General features: G+C 41.8%; 20 protein-coding genes. 4 read left to right on the top strand and 16 right to left on the bottom strand.

Annotation, left to right across the window (positions count from 1 at the left end; translation table 11 throughout):
• Positions 1–177: 177 nt before the first annotated feature.
• Complete coding sequence (locus tag AN213_RS06495) at positions 178–480, top strand: YebG family protein (protein ID WP_054553324.1); 303 nt, start codon at positions 178–180, stop codon at positions 478–480.
• A 62-nt stretch (positions 481–542) separates the two neighbouring features.
• Here the strand turns inward: AN213_RS06495 and putP are convergent, their stop codons facing one another.
• Complete coding sequence (putP, locus tag AN213_RS06490; RefSeq protein WP_054562154.1) at positions 543–2,054, bottom strand: sodium/proline symporter PutP; 1,512 nt, start codon at positions 2,052–2,054, stop codon at positions 543–545.
• A 371-nt stretch (positions 2,055–2,425) separates the two neighbouring features.
• On the opposite strand from putP, the gene AN213_RS06485 reads away from it, so the two are divergent.
• Entirely contained in the window at positions 2,426–3,649 is a 1,224-nt protein-coding gene (locus tag AN213_RS06485) for an EAL and HDOD domain-containing protein (protein ID WP_054562155.1), read from the top strand.
• Between the two features lie 65 nt (positions 3,650–3,714).
• Here AN213_RS06485 and AN213_RS06480 read toward each other — a convergent pair whose 3' ends face one another.
• Genes AN213_RS06480 through ccmA form a run of 10 tightly spaced genes read right to left on the bottom strand, consistent with a single transcriptional unit; the run spans position 3,715 to position 11,430 of the window.
• On the bottom strand, positions 3,715–4,446 hold the full coding sequence (locus tag AN213_RS06480) for a VacJ family lipoprotein (RefSeq protein ID WP_054562156.1): 732 nt from the start codon (positions 4,444–4,446) through the stop codon (positions 3,715–3,717).
• 9 nt (positions 4,447–4,455) lie between these two features.
• Entirely contained in the window at positions 4,456–5,718 is a 1,263-nt protein-coding gene (ccmI, locus tag AN213_RS06475; RefSeq protein WP_054562157.1) for a c-type cytochrome biogenesis protein CcmI, read from the bottom strand.
• Entirely contained in the window at positions 5,719–6,180 is a 462-nt protein-coding gene (locus tag AN213_RS06470) for a cytochrome c-type biogenesis protein (protein WP_054562158.1), read from the bottom strand.
• The gene (locus tag AN213_RS06465; RefSeq protein WP_054562159.1) at positions 6,180–6,749 is read right to left on the bottom strand and encodes a DsbE family thiol:disulfide interchange protein; all 570 of its coding nucleotides are present in this window, start codon (positions 6,747–6,749) and stop codon (positions 6,180–6,182) included. The genes AN213_RS06470 and AN213_RS06465 overlap by 1 nt, the downstream gene beginning before the upstream one ends.
• The gene (locus AN213_RS06460) at positions 6,746–8,701 is read right to left on the bottom strand and encodes a heme lyase CcmF/NrfE family subunit (RefSeq protein WP_055020711.1); all 1,956 of its coding nucleotides are present in this window, start codon (positions 8,699–8,701) and stop codon (positions 6,746–6,748) included. The genes AN213_RS06465 and AN213_RS06460 overlap by 4 nt, the downstream gene beginning before the upstream one ends.
• 1 nt (position 8,702) lies before the next feature.
• The gene (ccmE, locus tag AN213_RS06455; RefSeq protein WP_054562161.1) at positions 8,703–9,182 is read right to left on the bottom strand and encodes a cytochrome c maturation protein CcmE; all 480 of its coding nucleotides are present in this window, start codon (positions 9,180–9,182) and stop codon (positions 8,703–8,705) included.
• Positions 9,179–9,382 carry a heme exporter protein CcmD gene (gene ccmD / locus AN213_RS06450; RefSeq protein ID WP_054553244.1) on the bottom strand — a complete coding sequence of 68 codons (204 nt, stop codon included), beginning with the start codon at positions 9,380–9,382 and terminating at the stop codon, positions 9,179–9,181. Before ccmD ends, ccmE begins: the two co-directional genes overlap by 4 nt.
• A 2-nt stretch (positions 9,383–9,384) precedes the next feature.
• Positions 9,385–10,122 (bottom strand): heme ABC transporter permease, encoded by a 738-nt coding sequence (locus AN213_RS06445; protein WP_054553245.1) that lies wholly within the window; start codon positions 10,120–10,122, stop codon positions 9,385–9,387.
• A 1-nt stretch (position 10,123) separates the two neighbouring features.
• Complete coding sequence (gene ccmB / locus AN213_RS06440; RefSeq protein ID WP_054553246.1) at positions 10,124–10,810, bottom strand: heme exporter protein CcmB; 687 nt, start codon at positions 10,808–10,810, stop codon at positions 10,124–10,126.
• A complete protein-coding gene (gene ccmA, locus AN213_RS06435) occupies positions 10,810–11,430 on the bottom strand; it encodes a cytochrome c biogenesis heme-transporting ATPase CcmA (RefSeq protein ID WP_095209716.1) in 621 nt (206 codons plus the stop codon). The genes ccmB and ccmA overlap by 1 nt, the downstream gene beginning before the upstream one ends.
• 102 nt (positions 11,431–11,532) lie before the next feature.
• Between ccmA and AN213_RS06430 the strand changes: the two genes are divergently transcribed.
• Positions 11,533–14,307, top strand: a complete 2,775-nt coding sequence (locus AN213_RS06430) for a flagellar hook-length control protein FliK (RefSeq protein ID WP_055197969.1) — start codon at positions 11,533–11,535, stop codon at positions 14,305–14,307.
• 5 nt (positions 14,308–14,312) lie between these two features.
• Positions 14,313–14,621, top strand: coding sequence for an EscU/YscU/HrcU family type III secretion system export apparatus switch protein (locus tag AN213_RS06425; RefSeq protein ID WP_054562165.1), 309 nt, complete (start codon positions 14,313–14,315; stop codon positions 14,619–14,621).
• A gap of 30 nt (positions 14,622–14,651) precedes the next feature.
• On the opposite strand, the gene AN213_RS06420 is transcribed toward AN213_RS06425, so the two are convergent.
• Genes AN213_RS06420 through AN213_RS06400 form a run of 5 tightly spaced genes read right to left on the bottom strand, consistent with a single transcriptional unit; the run spans position 14,652 to position 18,093 of the window.
• Complete coding sequence (locus AN213_RS06420; protein ID WP_055020709.1) at positions 14,652–15,056, bottom strand: DUF2802 domain-containing protein; 405 nt, start codon at positions 15,054–15,056, stop codon at positions 14,652–14,654.
• A gap of 15 nt (positions 15,057–15,071) precedes the next feature.
• Entirely contained in the window at positions 15,072–15,569 is a 498-nt protein-coding gene (locus AN213_RS06415; RefSeq protein WP_054553251.1) for a chemotaxis protein CheW, read from the bottom strand.
• A gap of 21 nt (positions 15,570–15,590) precedes the next feature.
• Complete coding sequence (locus tag AN213_RS06410) at positions 15,591–16,349, bottom strand: chemotaxis protein CheW (RefSeq protein WP_055020708.1); 759 nt, start codon at positions 16,347–16,349, stop codon at positions 15,591–15,593.
• A gap of 2 nt (positions 16,350–16,351) precedes the next feature.
• Positions 16,352–17,122, bottom strand: a complete 771-nt coding sequence (locus AN213_RS06405; RefSeq protein ID WP_054562168.1) for a ParA family protein — start codon at positions 17,120–17,122, stop codon at positions 16,352–16,354.
• An 11-nt stretch (positions 17,123–17,133) separates the two neighbouring features.
• Positions 17,134–18,093, bottom strand: a complete 960-nt coding sequence (locus tag AN213_RS06400) for a flagellar motor protein MotB (RefSeq protein WP_054562169.1) — start codon at positions 18,091–18,093, stop codon at positions 17,134–17,136.
• Positions 18,094–18,098: the final 5 nt, after the last annotated feature.

Raw genomic sequence — 18,098 nt, 5'->3', positions numbered from 1 at the left:
TTTAACTTTGGGTAACAATTTAAATAAAGCTAATGTCCCTATTATTGTCAAATTTGCTGAATAAAATTTTTCTCAAGTTACTTGCAAAGTAAGCCCCGAAGCATTACTGTATATAAAAACAGTAATCAAAGTAGCGGTATTACGCTGCAAATGCCACGCTTAAATGCAGGAGAAATCATGGCTGTTGTTGTTAAATATGTTGTAGAAAGAAACGGAGTCGAGCGCATGACGTTTACTACTAAGAAAGAAGCTGATGCGTATGACAAAATGCTCGACATTGCTGAGTCATTAGAACTAATGCTTGAAAAAGTTGATGTACCATTAAGCGAGCAACAAATTGAGTCACTGGCGCTTGAAATGGCAAAAGAAAAAGACCAATTTATGGCGGTACTTAAAGGTGCAAAAGACGCCCCAGCTAAGCCTAAAAAAGCAAAGTCAGACGACAACGTTGCTGATATAAAAGAAAAAGCGGCAAGCTAAACGCAAATTTAGATCATAAAAAAGGGCAACAGATGTTGCCCTTTTTTGTGTTTAATCAAAAACTACAGTGACGACTCAACTTCATCAAATAAGTCTGTAATTTCTTTTTTCGGCTCAGCAGTTGTAAGGCTAACAACAACAATAGCAATTGTTGATAAAATAAAGCCTGGGACAATCTCATAAATGATTGCACTTAATGCTTGGCCATCAATTGTAATTGGCGCGTAAATCCAAAATAGTACTGTTGCAGCACCAACAACCATACCACTAATAGCGCCTTGTAAGTTCATGCGCTTCCAGTAAAGGCTCAGTAATACGAGTGGACCAAATGCAGCACCAAAACCTGCCCATGCATTACTCACTAAATCTAAGATAGAGCTATCGCGGTCATAGGCTAAGTAAATAGCAAATAGAGCCACCAAAATAACACTAATACGACCTACTAAAACCAGCTCTTTTTGAGATGCACTACGGTTTAAGTAAATCTTATAAAAATCTTCGGTTAGTGAGCTTGAACACACTAATAACTGTGATGAAATAGTACTCATAATCGCCGCTAAAATAGCTGCCAATAAGAAGCCAGCAATTAAAGGATGGAAGATAAGCTCAGACAACACTAGGAAAATCGTTTCTTTATCATCAATTGGCATTTGGTTTTCAAGCATATAAGCAGCACCAAATAGACCTGTTAGCACAGCACCAATAGCTGAAAGCGTCATCCACGACATACCCACACGGCGCATAGTCGGCATATCTTTCACAGAGCGCACAGACATAAAACGCACAATAATATGTGGTTGACCAAAATAACCAAGGCCCCATGCCATTGCAGAAATAATCGCTATCGTTGAACCACCTGCAAACCAATCCATCATATTAAGTGCATGAATTTCTGATTCTTTTGGTGAGCTTAATAATAAGTCATAGCGTGCATTTGCAAGTGTATCCATAACTGGCTGATCAAGCATGGTAAACGTTGCAATTGGCACAGCCAGCAACGAGATAAACATGATACAGCCTTGTACAAAGTCAGTCAGGCTCACTGCTAAGAAGCCACCAAACAAGGTATATAACACGACGACACCGGTTGTGATGTACAGACCCATTTCGTAGCTCATATTAAATGAGTTTTCGAACAACTTGCCGCCTGCAACAACACCTGACGAGGTATACAAGGTGAAGAAAACAATGATTACAATCGCAGAGATCACACGCAGAATATTTTTATTATCATCAAAGCGGTTCGCGAAGTAATCTGGAATGGTGATTGAGTCATTCGCCTTTTCTGTGTAAACACGTAAACGAGGCGCGACTAGGAAGTAGTTAGCCCAAGCACCGAGTACTAAACCTATGGCAATCCAAACCTTGCTTAAACCAAACAAATACATTGCACCCGGTAGACCCATTAGCAGCCAACCACTCATGTCTGATGCGCCAGCTGAAAGCGCAGCAACACTTGGTGATAAATTACGACCACCTAGCATATAGCCTGATACATCGTCGGTAGATTGCTTATAAGCATACAGCCCAATCCCCAGCATGACGATGAAGTACATTGCTAACGAAATTATCATTCCTGTTTCCAAATTAGCCTCCAAAAGTTGTTTAATGTTGGCTTTTAATCCGAATAATGACTCGCAAGTTATTTAATTTTAAGACATTATTGGGGTAAAAACCGATATCACCCATGACTATAACATGCTTCCCCCCTTCAACTCCAATCAAGCAGTTCAATGACAGGGTTTACAATTTCAACCTTTTCATAACAAAAATATGATATTTAATCTCAAGTTATAGAATTCAATTGCAATTTATCCTAGTCTTAAGATCAGAATAAAATCAGTATTTATCCTCAAATACTCGCATTTAATTAATGCTATTTCAGGCACAATGACATATATTGCTGATGGATAAATGAATTAACCGAAGTGGACATGCCAGGACTATGTATTTTTACGCTGCACGCCAACCTATTTTAGATAAGGAAAAGAAACTTGTCGGCTACGAACTCCTTTTTAGGGATGGCGTAGATAACGTGTTTCCAGACATTGATGGCGATGAAGCAACATCACGACTCATTGAAGGTAGTCAGTTCAATTTTGGTTTAGAAGATTTAACGGATAACAAACCAGCTTACATTAATTTCACTTTAGAGACACTCCAAAAAGGCTACCCTTTATTACTGGGTAAAGAACAAGTCGTTGTCGAAATTCTTGAAACTATTCAACCAGGTAAACGTTTACTTGCTCTGGTTAAAGATTTAAAAGAGCGTGGTTACACACTGGCCCTTGATGATTACATTCATCAACCTGTCTGGCGTCATTTTTATCCGTATATCGATATGATCAAAATTGACTTTTTAACCACAGACAAAGAGTCGATTGAAGCGGTTATTGAAGCGATAAAACCTCACCCGCACATCAAGTTGCTTGCCGAAAAAGTCGAAACTTACGAGAAATACCAACTTGCCCTAGAAATGGGTTTTAGTTACTTTCAAGGCTTTTTCTTTTCAAAACCGGAGATGGTACAAAGTAAAACTTTGCCACCTTCTGAGATGGCTCTTGCCGAGCTCCTATACGAAACATCAAGTATTGATTTAAACCTTAGAAAAATCACTGAGGTGTTTGAACGTGACGTTAACTTATCTTATAAGCTATTACGCTATTCAAACTCCGCGGCATTTAAACGCCGTGCCGAAATCAGCACAATCAAGCAAGCGCTTATCGTATTAGGAAGCGAAGAAATTAAACGTTTCTTGTCGCTGTTATTTGCAGCTCAAGTATCTGCAGATAAACCTGCTGAACTGATCCGCCTGTCGCTAACCCGAGCACGGTTTGCTGAATTACTGGCAATTAGTCATGGTAAGTTACGCGATACAGGTATGGCTTTCTTAACAGGCATGATGTCATTAATGGATGCTATCTTAGATGAAGATATGCCAAGCGTTATGAATAAGTTACCGCTGACCAACGAAATTAAAGACGCTCTACTTAAAGATGAAGGCTTACTCGCTACCTATCTAAACCTTGTAAAATTCTATGAGCAAGCAAATTGGGAAAAAGCGAAAGAAATCCAACAACAGTTGGGCCTTAAGCCAGAAGAAGTACCGGACGCTTACCACGACGCATTAAGTTGGTCTAATGACCAAATGAGTGTGTTTGGAGACTGATGAATATCAATCTATTAATGCTATAAAAAATGCCAGCAATTGCTGGCATTTTTATTTGAATAATCTTAAAGATTTTCTAAGAAGTCTTCGTCAAAATCATCCGTTTCTTTTTCAACTGGCGGATTACCATCATGTAGCTCATATAATTGACGCTGGAAGTAAATATCCTTCACGAAAATATATGGGTCTAACGACTCATTTAATAGGCTCTCTTGTGGCATTAATGAAGCACGGGCTTCAACCGCTTTAAGCGCAAACACCAAAATAGTCTGCGGTGTTGTTAACGTGATTTCAGGTAACACAAAGTTATCTACCACATCACCTGTTAGGTTTCGTGCTGTACTTGGCCCCATACCTGGGATCATCAAATAAGCGCCATCTCCTACACCCCATACACCTAAGGTTTGACCAAAGTCTTCATCGACAATTTCTAAACCCAGCGATGAAGCGACATCAAAAAAGCCGAGTAAACCTACCGTAGAGTTCACTAAAAAGCGCGCTAGGCTAATACCCATATTACCAGGTTTACCTTGCAGGCCAGCATTGACCATATCCGTTGGTGCAGTGATGTTATCGGTAAAATTAACAATGCTACGTCTTACCGGTGTTGGCGTGACAGTAACGTAGCCAACAGCTGCTGGGCGAAGAATATAAGCGTCAAGCACGTCCATATTAAAATCATACATAGGACGGTTAAACGACTGTAATGGGTCTCGCTCATCCGCTTTTTCTTCAGGTATTTGTGCGCACCCTGCAAGCACTACAAAAAAGATAAAAAATATACTGTGCCTAAACATCGGCTATCCTTAAGGTATTAACTCATTAATTAGCAACGAATATTCTTTTACGTTTGCACGCTCTAAAACATCCGACTTGCCTTCCAACTCGCCGCTAGAAGTTACCACAGTTGCATCTTTTGATAAACGCGCAGTTAAAATAATTTTATCGACACTTGATAGGTTCAAGCCTTCTACCATGGCATTGCTATCACTCAACGTCACGGTTAGAGGAAAGCTATATTCGGTCATTTTTACCACAGCTAATGGCATTTGTGGACCACTGGCAGCTTTTGCAAAAACAAATAACGTGCCGTTTTGTGGCTGCGAATCTGCAAGTGCAGAGTCTAAATCAACCGTGATGCTAATTTCACTGTTTGAAGCTTCTGCGAGTTTTGTATTTGTAACTTGCTGCTCATTATTTAAATGGGCATCAATTTCAGCAATTCGCTCTGCAATCATGCTATAACGCGGGTCGTTTTGCTGCATACTTGCAAGCAGTACTTCAAACGCAGTTTTTGCTTGCAGCCAATCTTTACGCTCATAAGCAATTAGGGCTAGCAATGAGATAGCATCAATATTGGTCGGCTCTGCTTTTAACACTCTCGATAACATAGTCGCCGCACGAGACATATTCGCATCACTGCCTTCCATTAGCAGGACTTGCGAGTAGCTGATCAGCACTTGCTTGTTATCTGGGTTCATTTTAAGAACCTTATCAAATGACTGCATTGCCATATCAAATTCATTTAATGACATCGCAACACGACCTAGCAGCATCCACGCTACTTCATCATCACCACTTTGATCAAGCTTGGTACGCAATGCTAAAGCAAATGCTTGCAGCTCATTCGGTGTTAATGGCTCACCATCTTGCATTACGGCACGTTCACCATACGACTTAAGGTTTGCCATCGCGTCATGCCAGCCTTTAATTTGCTGCTGACTACCCGTGTAACCGTAAAAGATAGCCGTTAAAACAATTAAAAAGCCAGCGCCAGTAAGGGCAAAAATACGGTTGTTACCTTTACTATTTAGCGCTTTTTCCGGAGACAGCTCATTGAGTAAACGACGCTTTTGCTCGTTAACTGACTCATCAAACATTTGTGCATCAATACGCTGGTTATCTAAGTCAGCTTTAAGCTCGTCTAAACGTTGATGATAAATTCGGATTAACTCCGAGTTTGCATTGTGATCAAGGCGTTGAATACGTTCGCGTTTAAAAAACGGAACGACAACAAATAGCAATGCAACCAGTGTGAGTAAAACAAAAGAAGCCCACATTAATGCCATCTAGCTTTGCTCCTGACGTTGATTTTGTTCAATTAACTTTGCAAGCAGTGCCTCGTCTTGCTCTGTCCATGTTTGTTTTACAGATGCCTTACGTTGGCGTAAAACAATAAAGCCAAAGCCAAGTACCACAATTAATACTGGCAATACCCATAACACTAAGGTTGCTGGTGTTACTGGTGGATCGTAATGTACGAAGTAACCGTAACGGTCAATCATATAATCGATGACTTCATCTTTGCTTTTGCCATCTTTTACCAGCGTTAATACTTTGTCACGTAAGTCTTTGGCTACAACGGCGTCTGAATCGGCAATGTTCTGGTTTTGACATTTAGGGCAACGCAGCTCTTTGGTAAGTTCACTAAAGCGAACAGCTTGCTCTTTATCATCAAATTGATACTTGTCTTGCTCTGCAAATGCGCTAAACGTGATAAGCAAACTTGCTAAAAAAATCACGAGTCTCATTACTGTAACTCCTGCATTAACGGTGCGAATTTGGCTCGCCACACACGCGGATTAATATCGCCGGTATGGTGCAGCAAAATAGTGCCTTGTTTATCGACTAAAAAGGTCTCTGGTGCGCCAGACACACCTAAATCAAGGGCTAATGTGCGTTTTAAATCTAAGATATTAAATTGATATGGGTCGCCAGCACGATTAAGCATGCTAGTGACATCTTCGCGTAGTGCGTTAATATCAAACTGGCCATCAAAGTCAGGGTCGTAGCCTTGCTCGTAGTATAAGCCAACAATCTTAACGCCCTGCTCTCTAAGCTCGGTTAAATAGCCTAACTCAGCTAAACAGGTCGGGCACCATGTGCCCCACACATTAAGTAAGTAAACTTCACCTTTTAAATCTGCATCAGTCCAACGCTTTGACTCATCCATCAAATCTGGCAGGTTAAAAGCTGGCATAGCCTGCCCAATACGCCCTGTTTGCAGCTCACGCGGGTTAGCAAACAAACCTTGATATAAAAATACACACAGTAAAACGAAAACCAGTAAAGGTGCTAGTGCGAGTAGTTTACGGTTCATGCTGAAGCCTCCTGCTTAGTCGATTTTTGGCGATAGCGTTTATCACCAAGTACTAAAAAGCCTGCCAGTGAAATCAAGATACCACCGAGCCACATCCAACGAACATAAGGCTTATGGTAAATACGTAACGACCACGCACCTTGGCTTAATTGCTCACCTAGCGCTAGATACAAGTCACGCGTAAAGCCTGCATCAACAGCCGCTTCAGTCATAAACTGCATACCAATGTCATAACGGCGTTTTTCAGCATGTAAAACGGTTACTTGTTTATCGTTTTTCAGAACAGTGACAACACCAGCATGGCCGCTATAGTTTGCGCCGCGGATAGACTTAACACCATCAAAGCGGTACTGGTATTCATTTAAAGCCACAATATCACCCGGCTTCATTGAAACATCTCGCTCTACTGAATAAGCAGAGGTGAGCGTTACACCTGCAATCACGAACGCTAAACCAACGTGGCCTAAAACCATCGCCCAATAGCTTAGCCCTAAACGTTTAAAGCCTTCGCCTAAGGTTTTGTGAATAGTTACTTTTGCCGCTAAATCAACCACTGTAGTAACAACAATCCATACCGCTAGCGCAGTTGCAATAAAGGTAATTGGCGCAATTACATCGTAACTTGAATATAACCACGCTGCCGTAGCCACGAGACTGACGACAGCCGATAGTGCAAACTTATTTTGCAACATCGACCACTTGTTTTGTTTCCAGCGTAACAGCGGACCCATACCCATTAAAATGGCAAACGGTACCAGTAAAATAGCAAACATCTTATTGAAGAACGGCTCACCAATCGAAATGCTACCTAAGCCAAGTTCTTTGTGGATCATTGGCAGTAATGTACCTAGCAATACAATCAGCGTTGCCACAACTAAGAAAATATTATTTAGCCAAAGCGCGACTTCACGTGAGGCAAACTTATAACGGCCTTCACTTTTCACCTGCGAAACACGCAGTGCATAAAGCGATAAACCACCACCAACTACAATGGCTAAGAAAGCTAAAATAAACATACCGCGGTTAGGATCTGAGGCAAAAGCATGCACAGATACAATGATACCCGAGCGAACAATAAAGGTACCCAGTAAGCTTAACGAGAATGCTGCAATAGCCAGTAATACGGTCCACGACTTAAATACACCACGCTTTTCGGTGGTTGATAATGAGTGCAGCAATGCGGTTGCCACAAGCCATGGCATTAATGATGCGTTCTCAACTGGATCCCAGAACCACCAGCCACCCCAGCCAAGTTCTGAATATGCCCACCAACTACCAATGGTAATACCGAGTGTTAAAAAGCCCCATGCTGTCATAGTCCAAGGACGAGACCACTTAGCCCAAGTATTATCAAGCTTACCTGTAAGTAACGCTGCAATAGCAAATGAGAACGACACAGATAAACCCACATAGCCCATATAGAGCAATGGCGGGTGAATAATCATACCTGGGTCTTGCAATAACGGATTTAAATCGCGACCTTCAACTGGGAAATACGGTAATAGGCGCTCAAATGGGCTCGACATTAATAAGGTGTACAGCATAAAGCCAACACCTAAAAAGCCTAATACACCCAGTACACGAGCACGTAATACCCAAGGTAATGATTGCGAACGCATAGCGACAACTGCTGTCCAACCCGCTTGCATTACTAACCAGAGTAAAATTGCCCCTTCATGACCACCCCATGTCGAGGTTATTTTGTAGTACCAAGGTAAGGTGCTACTTGAGTGATAAGCAACATACGAAACAGTAAAGTCGTCGGTTAAACTGGCATAAACAAGTGCAGCAAAAGACAAAAGTACAAATACGAATTGTCCAATTGCCAGTGATGGGGCTGCACGCATTAAACGTAAATTGCCGGTATGCGCGCCCCACAAAGGAAAAATACACAATAGAACACTGAGCACCATGGCCAGTGTTAAAGAAAAATAACCGAGTTCTGGGATCATATTAATTGCCGTTATCTAAGTTATACGTCGGTTTTTCGTGTTTGATACCCTTCACAGCTTCAGCAACTTCTGCAGGCATGTATTCTTCATCATGCTTTGCAAGTACTTCAAAGGCATCAATTTCATTGGCTTTAACTAACACACCCTGCGCAACAATCCCTTGGCCTTCACGGAATAAATCCGGCAAAATCCCTTGATAATTAATTGTCACCATAGGGCCTTTATCAATCAGTTTAAAGCTTACCTTTAAGCTTGATTCGTCACGAACAACTGAACCAGGTACAACCATGCCACCAATACGTAACTTTTGGCCAATATGCGGTTTTTCTTTGTTTGGTCCTTTCCCCTCAACAAGTTCACTTGGGGTATAGAATAAATTAATGTTTTCTTGCAGTGCGTACAGCACTAAACCAATGGTTGCACCCACACCAAAAATAATGGCTACAACTGCTAATAAACGTTTTTTACGTCTTGGATTCATTGCCCTGCCTCTTGCTTCGCTTTCTTAATGCGCTCTTCACGTTGTGCTTGCTGCTTTACTGAAGAGAAAATACGTTTTGTATCGTTTAACGAACTAAATAAAATACCGAGTAAAATTAATGCACAGCTACCAAAAGACAACCATACATAAAAGCCATAGCCACCCATGGCAATAAAATCTGCAAAAGAATCAAACTGCATGATTAACCTCGCTCAACCATATCACGCACCCAAGGGCGATGCTTTTCACGTTGGAGAATTTCGTTTTTAAGGCGGATTAACGTCACCACACCAACAAAACCTGCAAACGCAACAATGTTAACCATTAATGGCCAAAACATGCTTGGATCAATGGCTTTAGTATCAAACTTTGTAATGGTTGCACCTTGATGCAAGGTATTCCACCACTCCACCGAGAAGTGAATAATCGGTAAGTTGATAACCCCAACAATGGCTAAGATACAAGCAGCACGCCCCGCTGCTTTTTTATCTTCAAAAGCATGATAAAGCGATAACACACCAAGGTATAAAAATAACAGAATTAATTCAGAGGTAAGACGTGCATCCCACACCCACCATGCACCCCACATAGGTTTACCCCATGCTGCACCGGTGATTAATGCTATCGCTGTCACACATGCCCCGACAGGTGCAATTGCAATCACTGCAAGTTCTGCATTACGTAATTGCCATACTAGTGCGATCACTGCTGCAATCGCCATAGAAGAGTAAGCGCCCATAGATAAAATAGCTGAAGGCACATGGATAAAAATAATTCGGTAGCTGTCTTTTTGTTGGTAATCGGCTGGAGCATAAGCAAGCCCCCAGACCCATCCAACAATCATACAAACCACCGTAACGACGGCGAAATAAGGCAGTAAGGTGTTACACAATTGGTAAGCACGATCTGCTTTTGCGTAGGGATGTAACCACTTCCACATATTAACTTACACTCACTTTCAATGCTGACGATATGGCAATTGGCGCCGCTATAATCGCTACGATTAGCATGGCACCAAGGATTGCAAGCTGTCCGCTATAGGCAAGCTCCATAGAGCTGGTATCAATAGCCGAGGTTGCAAAAATTAGTACAGGGATATACAAAGGCAAAACAAGCAAACTCATTAAAATGCCGCCTTTTTGTAGCCCCACAGTGAGTCCAGCGCCAATTGCGCCAATGAAGCTAAGCAATGGCGTACCTAACAATAAGGTCAGAACGGTTGCTAAAAGCGCTGAACTTTCTAAATTCAATAACAAAGCAAATACCGGAGTCATTAACACTAAAGGCAACCCCGTGATCACCCAATGCGCTGCCACTTTTGCAAGGACAGTTAACGGTAATGGGTATGATGAAGCAATTAATTGCTCTAGTGTTCCGTCGTGATAATCATCACGAAATAGCTTATCTAGGCCTAACATGGTCGACAGTAACGCAGCGACCCAAATAATGCCCGGAGCCATACGAGCAAGTAGACCGGGTTCAGGGCCAATTGCTAACGGAAAAAGTGTAATAACAATAAGAAAAAACAAGATAGGGTTAACGATTTCAGCACGCTGACGAAACGCTAATTTAAGATCTTTAGAAAAAACCGCAGAGAATAATTGCCAATACGAATGCTGTTTTACCATCAGTGGCGATACTCCAAAGTCACTGTTTGTAAGTCACTAAAATGTGTCGTTAAATCTTGGTGGGTAGTTAAAAGAATCGCGCCGCCAGCATTTAGGTGCTCAACAAAGCGTTCTTGTAAAAATGCCACACCGCTTTTATCAAGGGCTGTAAATGGCTCATCAAGGATCCATAGTTTGGCGCTGTTTAACCACAGTCTTACTAGGGCGACACGACGCTGTTGCCCTGCTGACAACATACGAACAGGCACATCCTCAAGACCCACCAAGCCTATTTTTGCTAAGATCGGATACAAGTCTTGTTTGCTATCGTAGCCATTAATTTTTAGCCAAAATGCGACATTCTCAAGGGCAGTAAGTTGTGTATTTACCCCTGTTTTATGGCCGATGAATAATAACTCTTGTGCATATTCATCATAGTATTTCGTAATCGAGCGTTCTTGGAACAAAACATCGCCTTCATCCGCCATAGCGAAACCCGCGATAATACGCAATAATGATGTTTTACCAGCCCCATTCGGACCAGCTAACTGCATAATTTGTCCCGATTTCAAGCTGAAATTAAGATCCGCAAACAAACAACGATCTTGCTTGATGCAGGTGACGGCCTTAATGTGTAACAAGATGACGATTCTCTATACCCAAAATTAGGCGTTAGTCTACCATAATGATAGGGTAATACGAATATTGCTTTAAAACGATTAACTTATATTTGATCTAAAATAATGAATAAACAAAGCCAGTTGACTCTCAGCACTCAGCTTAATCTAGACCCAAAAGCAATCAGCAGTGCATCACAGCAATCACCTAATGATGCATTGAAAATGCTGGCTGAGCAGAGCCTAACTGCCCGTAATATCGTGATTGGTAAGCACAGTGTGCAAATGGACATGCTAATCAATAACTCATGGCAAACATTACGCTTATCAACAGAGCAAGAAAACCTTAAAACTGAGCGCTTTTTAGCGGCCAATATTCAATTAAGTAGTGATGGTAAACAGCTGACTATCACACCAGCACCGCTGACGATTACACTTGGCAAAAGCCAGCAATTACAAGCACTACTGAACTTGCTAACGCAAGGGAGTGCAAATACAAATATGCCGCACCCGGCTCAGATTGCGCCAAGTAAACCTTTACTACAACTACCGGCATTAAAAGCTGAGTTTGCTCTTAACAATAGCCTGGTTGCTCTTTTAAAAGCTGAAGCACCACTTAAAGCCATTTTGCTGCCTGCTACCAACCAACAAAATAGCTTTAATTTAAACATTATTAATCGCTTTGGGGATTCTCTCCATCAGCAAAGTGTTAGCCAACAAAAAGTAGCTGAGTTGGTGGCTAAGCTAACCCCTGAAATGAATTTAAAATTAGCTGGGCAACAAGTACAGTTAAGCGTTGCAAACAAGCAAAGTAATGAATTAACTTTACCGCTACCGGCAATATCGCCAAAACAAGCTAAGCAAATTCAAGCGCAGTGGCAATTTCATCCTCATGCATTAAAACTAATACCCCAGCAAGTTAAAAATACTGTTGAACTTATAAATAAAGCACCTGTGCAACAAATACTGTTAAAGAACTCTCTGTCAGAGACATTCAATCAAGCATTAAAAAGCCAAGCTGTTGAACCTAAGAGTACGTTGATAGCGCCATCGAGCAGCTCAAAATCCCCCATTAGCTCTTGGCTAAAAGACAGTTTTGCTGATTTAAAAACGCGTATTAGTGATGCAGTGCGCTATTTTGAAAAGCTCCCCGCTACCACCAAAGCGGCTGTTAACCAGTCAACGCATCAGCTGATTGAAAGCAAAAATACAATTAGCCAACTGGGCTTTAATGCTAATAAAATCAATATAGTAAAGTTTGCCGCTATTCAACAAAGCGCGCCACAACACGCCGTCCCCCAAGTATCGCAAAAAACCAGTGGACCAGTTTCAGCAAATACGCCATTACCTGCGACTAAACAGACAGAGCCATTAACCGAAAGTCAGTCTACAAGGCAAGTTAGCTTACCCGTGAGTTATAACAAGGCTCCACCTTTAATACAGTTACTGCAACGGATAAAAGTCAGCTTAGAGCCGCTTGTTAGCGTGCAGCGCCCTGCCACTCAAATAGCAATCAATAGTAAAGCGCAAACTCCTGCTTTGAATAAAGATACGGCTTTACAACAAGCACCTGTAGACAACAAAGCAGTTAGCGGCGCTGTTACTGCCATGAAATCTGACAAACCAGCCTCAGAGCAGCTCGCCCAAGCTAAAAGTAACCTTGCTAATTCAGTAGTTAAAAACCCGAGTGAGCAGGTTACACAAACTAAACAAGCGACATTAAGCACAGACCAAAATTCTACTGCGCTAAATGTAAAGCCTGATTTAAAAGGAGCACCTGCCCCTTTGCAACAACAGGCTGTAAAAACAGTGGTTAAAAACCTTGTAGCTGCAGAGCCTAACGAGCAAGTAAAACAAAATAATCTAGCGACTCGAACACCAGCTGAGCAAACAGCAGGATTACAAAAAGTTGCCCAGCAGCAAACTCAATTACACGCCCCCTTTTTAGCAACAAAAGAGCCTAACTTAGCTCAACCCTTATTGCCGATAAGACCGATTGAGGCCACGCTGATTGCTAAGCTATTACCGCTCCCTGAAAGCAAACCTTTAGCAAGCACACCTATACCAGTGCAATTAACAGAAAAACTTGTAGCTCTGAGTGAGCAAAACACATCGTCTTCGGTAGATTTGAATCGACTCGTAAATCAAGCATTTAATCGCATGATCTCGAGTCAAAACATGCACCCGACTACGATTGAACGAGAGCTTTTAAGTATCCTCAGGCCAACAGCATTACCCAGCCAGACTCAGCAAGCGAGCTTTAGCCAAGGGTTAGAACAATTAGCTGTGGCTTCACTTGCCGCGCCAATTATTAATCAAGCACCAACCAACCTTAGTTTTAATAATCAAACAGGTCTTGATGCCTTACTGCAAGTGTTAGTGCCCAACTTTAAAGCCGTTAACGGTAATAAATTACTCGAGCAGCTACAGCAGCCTGCGATACAAGCCATGGCGGCTGAAGCTTCACAACTAAAAAACACTTTGGCTCAGGTGCAAACAACACCTATCAATCAGCAACAAGATAACAGTGCTTTAGCGCAATTTTTCTTGCCGATGAAATTACCTCCTGAAACAGGGCAAACAGAAATCAGCTTAGGACAGTATAAAAAGCCAAGTAAAAATAAACTCGAAGCGAAAAATGTCTGGTTTGTGCGCTTGAACTTTGATTATGCACAGCTTGGCAAGTTACAAATTACCGCAGAGGTGATGGATAAAGCAGTTGATTGCCAGTTGCTCGCTTCTTCACAAGAAGTGACAGCGCTTGCTCATCCGCATTTAGAAACACTGCGTCATAAATTAGCAGGCCATGGCTTAAATGTAGGTGAGTTAAACTTGCAACAAGGAACGTCAAGCCACCAAGCTTTTTATAAATCCCATGCGATTATTAACATTAAGGTATAATTCTTATGAGTGAACAAGCGGTGCATAAATCAGCAATTGGCTTACTCTACGAAGCTGGTAGCTCGCCACGAGTAACCAGTAAAGGCTTTGGTGAATTGGCTGAAGAAATCGTCAAACTTGCTGAGCAAAAAGGTATTTTGATACACCAAGATGCTGATTTAGCACAAACCTTATCACATCTTGAGTTAGGTGAAGAAATCCCGAAAGAGCTCTATTATGTCATTGCCGAGTTAATTGCTTTTTCGTACGTATTGCGTGGTAAATTTCCACCAGGTTGGCAAGACTTTCAAGGTAAGCTCAACATTCAAGCCTAGTGCTCAAATGTACTCAAATAAAAAAGCGCCTTATTGGGCGCCTTTTTGTTTATGAAGTGACATGAGTAGCTCAGCTTCGGCTCTGGGTAATTCGCATTCACGAATTATTTCTTCTAAATCAGCGCCTAGCTCAACCATTTTAACCGCTCGCGAATAAATTTTCGCATTCGGATCATCATATTTTTGTGCATCTTGTAGCTGTTCAAGCTCTTTACTTTTTTCTTCAACAGCAACAACGCGTTTGCCAATACTCAGCATGCCGGCTCGCATCTCAGCCACTTCGCTACGTAAAATACTCAATTGCTGTTGAGCTTCTTGTAACTGTTTTTGCTTGGCTTGAATCGCCGCCGCTTGCTTATTGTTATTGACAAAAATAAGCCCCAAACACACTAATACAAGTAAGATTGAGGCACCAAACAAAGAGTATAACAGCATATAATTTCCAAACGCTTATAGTGCGCTTAGCTCGTCCCACTCATCGTCATTTAATAATTTATTAAGATCAACCAAGATCAGTAACTCACCATCACGGTTAGATACACCTTGGATAAACTTAGCACTTTCCTCTGTGCCAATATTTGGCGCACTGTCAATTTCAGAGCTACGTAGGTAAACCACTTCTGCGACACTGTCGACTAAAATACCAATCACTTGCTTTTCAGCTTCAATGATAACGATACGAGAGTTATCAGTGACCTCAGCACCCATTAAGCCAAAACGTGCACGAGTGTCGATAACAGTAACAACATTACCACGTAGGTTAATAATACCTAATACATAAGAAGGCGCACCTGGTACAGGAGCAATTTCGGTATAGCGAAGTACTTCTTGTACTTGCATTACGTTAATGCCGTACGTTTCTTCTTCAAGTTTAAAGGTTACCCACTGTAACACTTCATCGTTGCTATCAGCGTTTTTATTTGCTGACAGTAGTCTTTCTTCACTCATGCTATTACTCCGTAAAAATAGTTACTGCTCACGGCTGTCTAAGCCCTGCTCTAGCAATTGATTTAAATTTTCAACGTCAATCAAGGCGCACATTTTCTCTTTGATGACACCTGCAAGCCAAGGCCGCTTACCTGATTTTGCTCGCCATTTTACATCTTCTTTACGAAGCGTAATATTATTTACGAGCTTTTCAGCCAATAATCCCCATTGGCTATCACCTAAGGTGATTAAATACTGATAATCTAATGATTGTTCTAATTTTTCATCATACTTTTCTGGCATAACCCAACGTGCAGTATCAACAACATTTAGTTTTTCTTCACGGTTTAGCATTACACCTTTAAACCATTTAGGTTTACCAAATAATTGGTTAACCTCTGCCAGCTGATGAATTCCCCCTAATGCTTTTAACGGTACAGCAAGCGTTAACCCTGCAACCTCAAAGAATAATGCCTGAAATTCACCATCAAAATAGTCTTCTTGACGATCAGACGAGGTTTTTGCAACCAGTTCAGCTTTAGGTTCTGCGACTATATCTTTGATATTAGCTTGGTTCTCGGTTTTCTCAAGCTCTTTAGTCGGTTCAGGGGGTGGTAAAACAGGTTCTGGAGTAGGCTGAACGTCTGTCAGCTTTTCTTCTGTCTTAGTTTCAGGCTCTTTAACCTGCTCCAGCAGCTTTGCGACTGGCTCAAGATTTTGGTCTGTAGGCTCATCTTCACACAACAAAGCGCCCAAATATTGGGTCATCACTTTTTCATTGGCAAATAAATGCTTACTCATCTTTAACCTTGTGCAACTAAGTAATCAAGCAGTGCACGATAGGCAAAAACGCCACGCGAACGCGGGCAAAATTGAATCGGCACTTGCTGTGCTAAACTAGCATCTCTAAACTTTGTATCGACAGGCACCACGCCTGACCATACCTTATCTTTGTAATTATCCTGCAGAGTCTTGTAAGCTTCAAGTGATGCTTTAGTACGTTTATCGTACATTGTAGGAATAATTGTATATTGGTACTGTTTTGCTTGCGATGTTTGCATCAACTCCATCGTACGCATCATACGATCAAGCCCTTTTAAGGCCAAAAATTCTGTTTGTACTGGCACTAAAATTCGCTCACTGGCAGCAAGTGCATTAACCATCAAAACCCCTAAAACAGGCGGGCAATCAATAATCGCATAATCATAATGGTCGCTAATTTTGGCCAGTGCTTTTTTAAGTATTAAGCCCATGCCATTTTTATTGCCCATGCTTCTATCAAGCGTCGCGATTGCCATAGTCGCAGGTAAGATATCAAGGTTTTCAAGTGTTGATGGACATAGAGCCTGTAAAATTTCTTCACTGGCCATGTTATTGCCGCGCGCAAAGATATCATACACGCTAACTTCTAAGTCTTCTGAGTCGATACCAAAATAATAAGTCAATGATGCATGCGGATCGGTGTCAATAAGTAACACGCGTTTTCCTTGTAAAGCGAGAATACCAGCAAGGCTAACGGCTGTTGTTGTTTTCCCTACTCCACCTTTTTGATTCGCTACGGTCCAAACTTTCACATCACACCTTATTATTGTTCATTGCGCGTGGTAATCCTAATGCCACCATGTGGTAATTGAATCACTTTAATGCTGTTATCATCGCTTGGCAACTCAATTTCTGTCGTCTGTTGGGGTTGGTTTTGTGACTCTTGTTCCGTATTTTCTGGCTCTTTTGGCGGTAAGCCATATTTAGACAATGCAACAACCACTTTGCGGTTTTCTGCGCGGCCTTGCTCAGTGTCATTACTTGCGAAGGGCGAATACTGCCCGTAGCCTTCAATAGCCATACGTGCAGGGTTAATGCCTAAACTCTCAAGCTCAACCAGTACGGATGTAGCCCGCGCTACAGATAGCTCCCAGTTTGAGCGAAACATCTCATTACGAATACCTTCGTTATCGGTATAACCACGCACGCGAATGTAGTTATCAACCGGTGCGATAATATCTTTCACTAAACCAACAACTTGCTTGGCACGCTGCTGTGCAACAGCACTGCCCGATGAAAACAGCATACCTGAACTTAATTCGATAATAAGCCAATCTTGGTGAAGCTCTAAACTCGCTTCACCATCACGAATTTCATCAATAAGCGCAGACTGCAATTTAGTAAGTAAGCTGTCGAGAGGCTTGCCGAGATGTTTTTTCTCAATATTGCTGGTTTCGCTTTGCCCATCGAGTAATTCAGGGCCTTGCTCATCTTTACGAATGCTCTCACCGTATAGAATGTCGTTCTCAGGGCTGACTCTGTCAGTTAGTATGCCTGTGCCGTTAACCCCAGTGCCAACCTGTTGTTGCTGACGAGCTGATTTTTCGAACACCTGCTCCAGTGAGTCTGAGAGAATTTGAAAATCTTCATTTTTACTAATTGCGATAGCATACATGACCACAAAAAAAGCAAACATGATGGTCATGTAATCGGCATAAGAGACAAGCCAGCGTTCAGTATGTTGGTTTTTTGACGTGTTATGACGCAGACGACGGCGCATCATAATAA

This window comes from Pseudoalteromonas sp. P1-8, from assembly GCF_001399985.1.
Lineage (GTDB): Bacteria > Pseudomonadota > Gammaproteobacteria > Enterobacterales > Alteromonadaceae > Pseudoalteromonas.
The sequence above is the reverse complement of the archived record's forward strand: the minus strand, read 5'-3'. Positions and strand labels throughout refer to the sequence as shown.

What these genes read in the sequence shown, in the direction of transcription:
- AN213_RS06495 (WP_054553324.1), top strand. Translation starts at nt 178, where the DNA reads ATGGCTGTTGTTGTTAAATATGTTGTAGAAAGAAACGGAGTCGAGCGC.
- putP (WP_054562154.1), bottom strand. Translation starts at nt 2,054, where the DNA reads ATGATAATTTCGTTAGCAATGTACTTCATCGTCATGCTGGGGATTGGG.
- AN213_RS06485 (WP_054562155.1), top strand. Translation starts at nt 2,426, where the DNA reads ATGTATTTTTACGCTGCACGCCAACCTATTTTAGATAAGGAAAAGAAA.
- AN213_RS06480 (WP_054562156.1), bottom strand. Translation starts at nt 4,446, where the DNA reads ATGTTTAGGCACAGTATATTTTTTATCTTTTTTGTAGTGCTTGCAGGG.
- ccmI (WP_054562157.1), bottom strand. Translation starts at nt 5,718, where the DNA reads ATGGCATTAATGTGGGCTTCTTTTGTTTTACTCACACTGGTTGCATTG.
- AN213_RS06470 (WP_054562158.1), bottom strand. Translation starts at nt 6,180, where the DNA reads ATGAGACTCGTGATTTTTTTAGCAAGTTTGCTTATCACGTTTAGCGCA.
- AN213_RS06465 (WP_054562159.1), bottom strand. Translation starts at nt 6,749, where the DNA reads ATGAACCGTAAACTACTCGCACTAGCACCTTTACTGGTTTTCGTTTTA.
- AN213_RS06460 (WP_055020711.1), bottom strand. Translation starts at nt 8,701, where the DNA reads ATGATCCCAGAACTCGGTTATTTTTCTTTAACACTGGCCATGGTGCTC.
- ccmE (WP_054562161.1), bottom strand. Translation starts at nt 9,182, where the DNA reads ATGAATCCAAGACGTAAAAAACGTTTATTAGCAGTTGTAGCCATTATT.
- ccmD (WP_054553244.1), bottom strand. Translation starts at nt 9,382, where the DNA reads ATGCAGTTTGATTCTTTTGCAGATTTTATTGCCATGGGTGGCTATGGC.
- AN213_RS06445 (WP_054553245.1), bottom strand. Translation starts at nt 10,122, where the DNA reads ATGTGGAAGTGGTTACATCCCTACGCAAAAGCAGATCGTGCTTACCAA.
- ccmB (WP_054553246.1), bottom strand. Translation starts at nt 10,810, where the DNA reads ATGGTAAAACAGCATTCGTATTGGCAATTATTCTCTGCGGTTTTTTCT.
- AN213_RS06430 (WP_055197969.1), top strand. Translation starts at nt 11,533, where the DNA reads ATGAATAAACAAAGCCAGTTGACTCTCAGCACTCAGCTTAATCTAGAC.
- AN213_RS06425 (WP_054562165.1), top strand. Translation starts at nt 14,313, where the DNA reads ATGAGTGAACAAGCGGTGCATAAATCAGCAATTGGCTTACTCTACGAA.
- AN213_RS06420 (WP_055020709.1), bottom strand. Translation starts at nt 15,056, where the DNA reads ATGCTGTTATACTCTTTGTTTGGTGCCTCAATCTTACTTGTATTAGTG.
- AN213_RS06415 (WP_054553251.1), bottom strand. Translation starts at nt 15,569, where the DNA reads ATGAGTGAAGAAAGACTACTGTCAGCAAATAAAAACGCTGATAGCAAC.
- AN213_RS06410 (WP_055020708.1), bottom strand. Translation starts at nt 16,349, where the DNA reads ATGAGTAAGCATTTATTTGCCAATGAAAAAGTGATGACCCAATATTTG.
- AN213_RS06400 (WP_054562169.1), bottom strand. Translation starts at nt 18,093, where the DNA reads ATGATGCGCCGTCGTCTGCGTCATAACACGTCAAAAAACCAACATACT.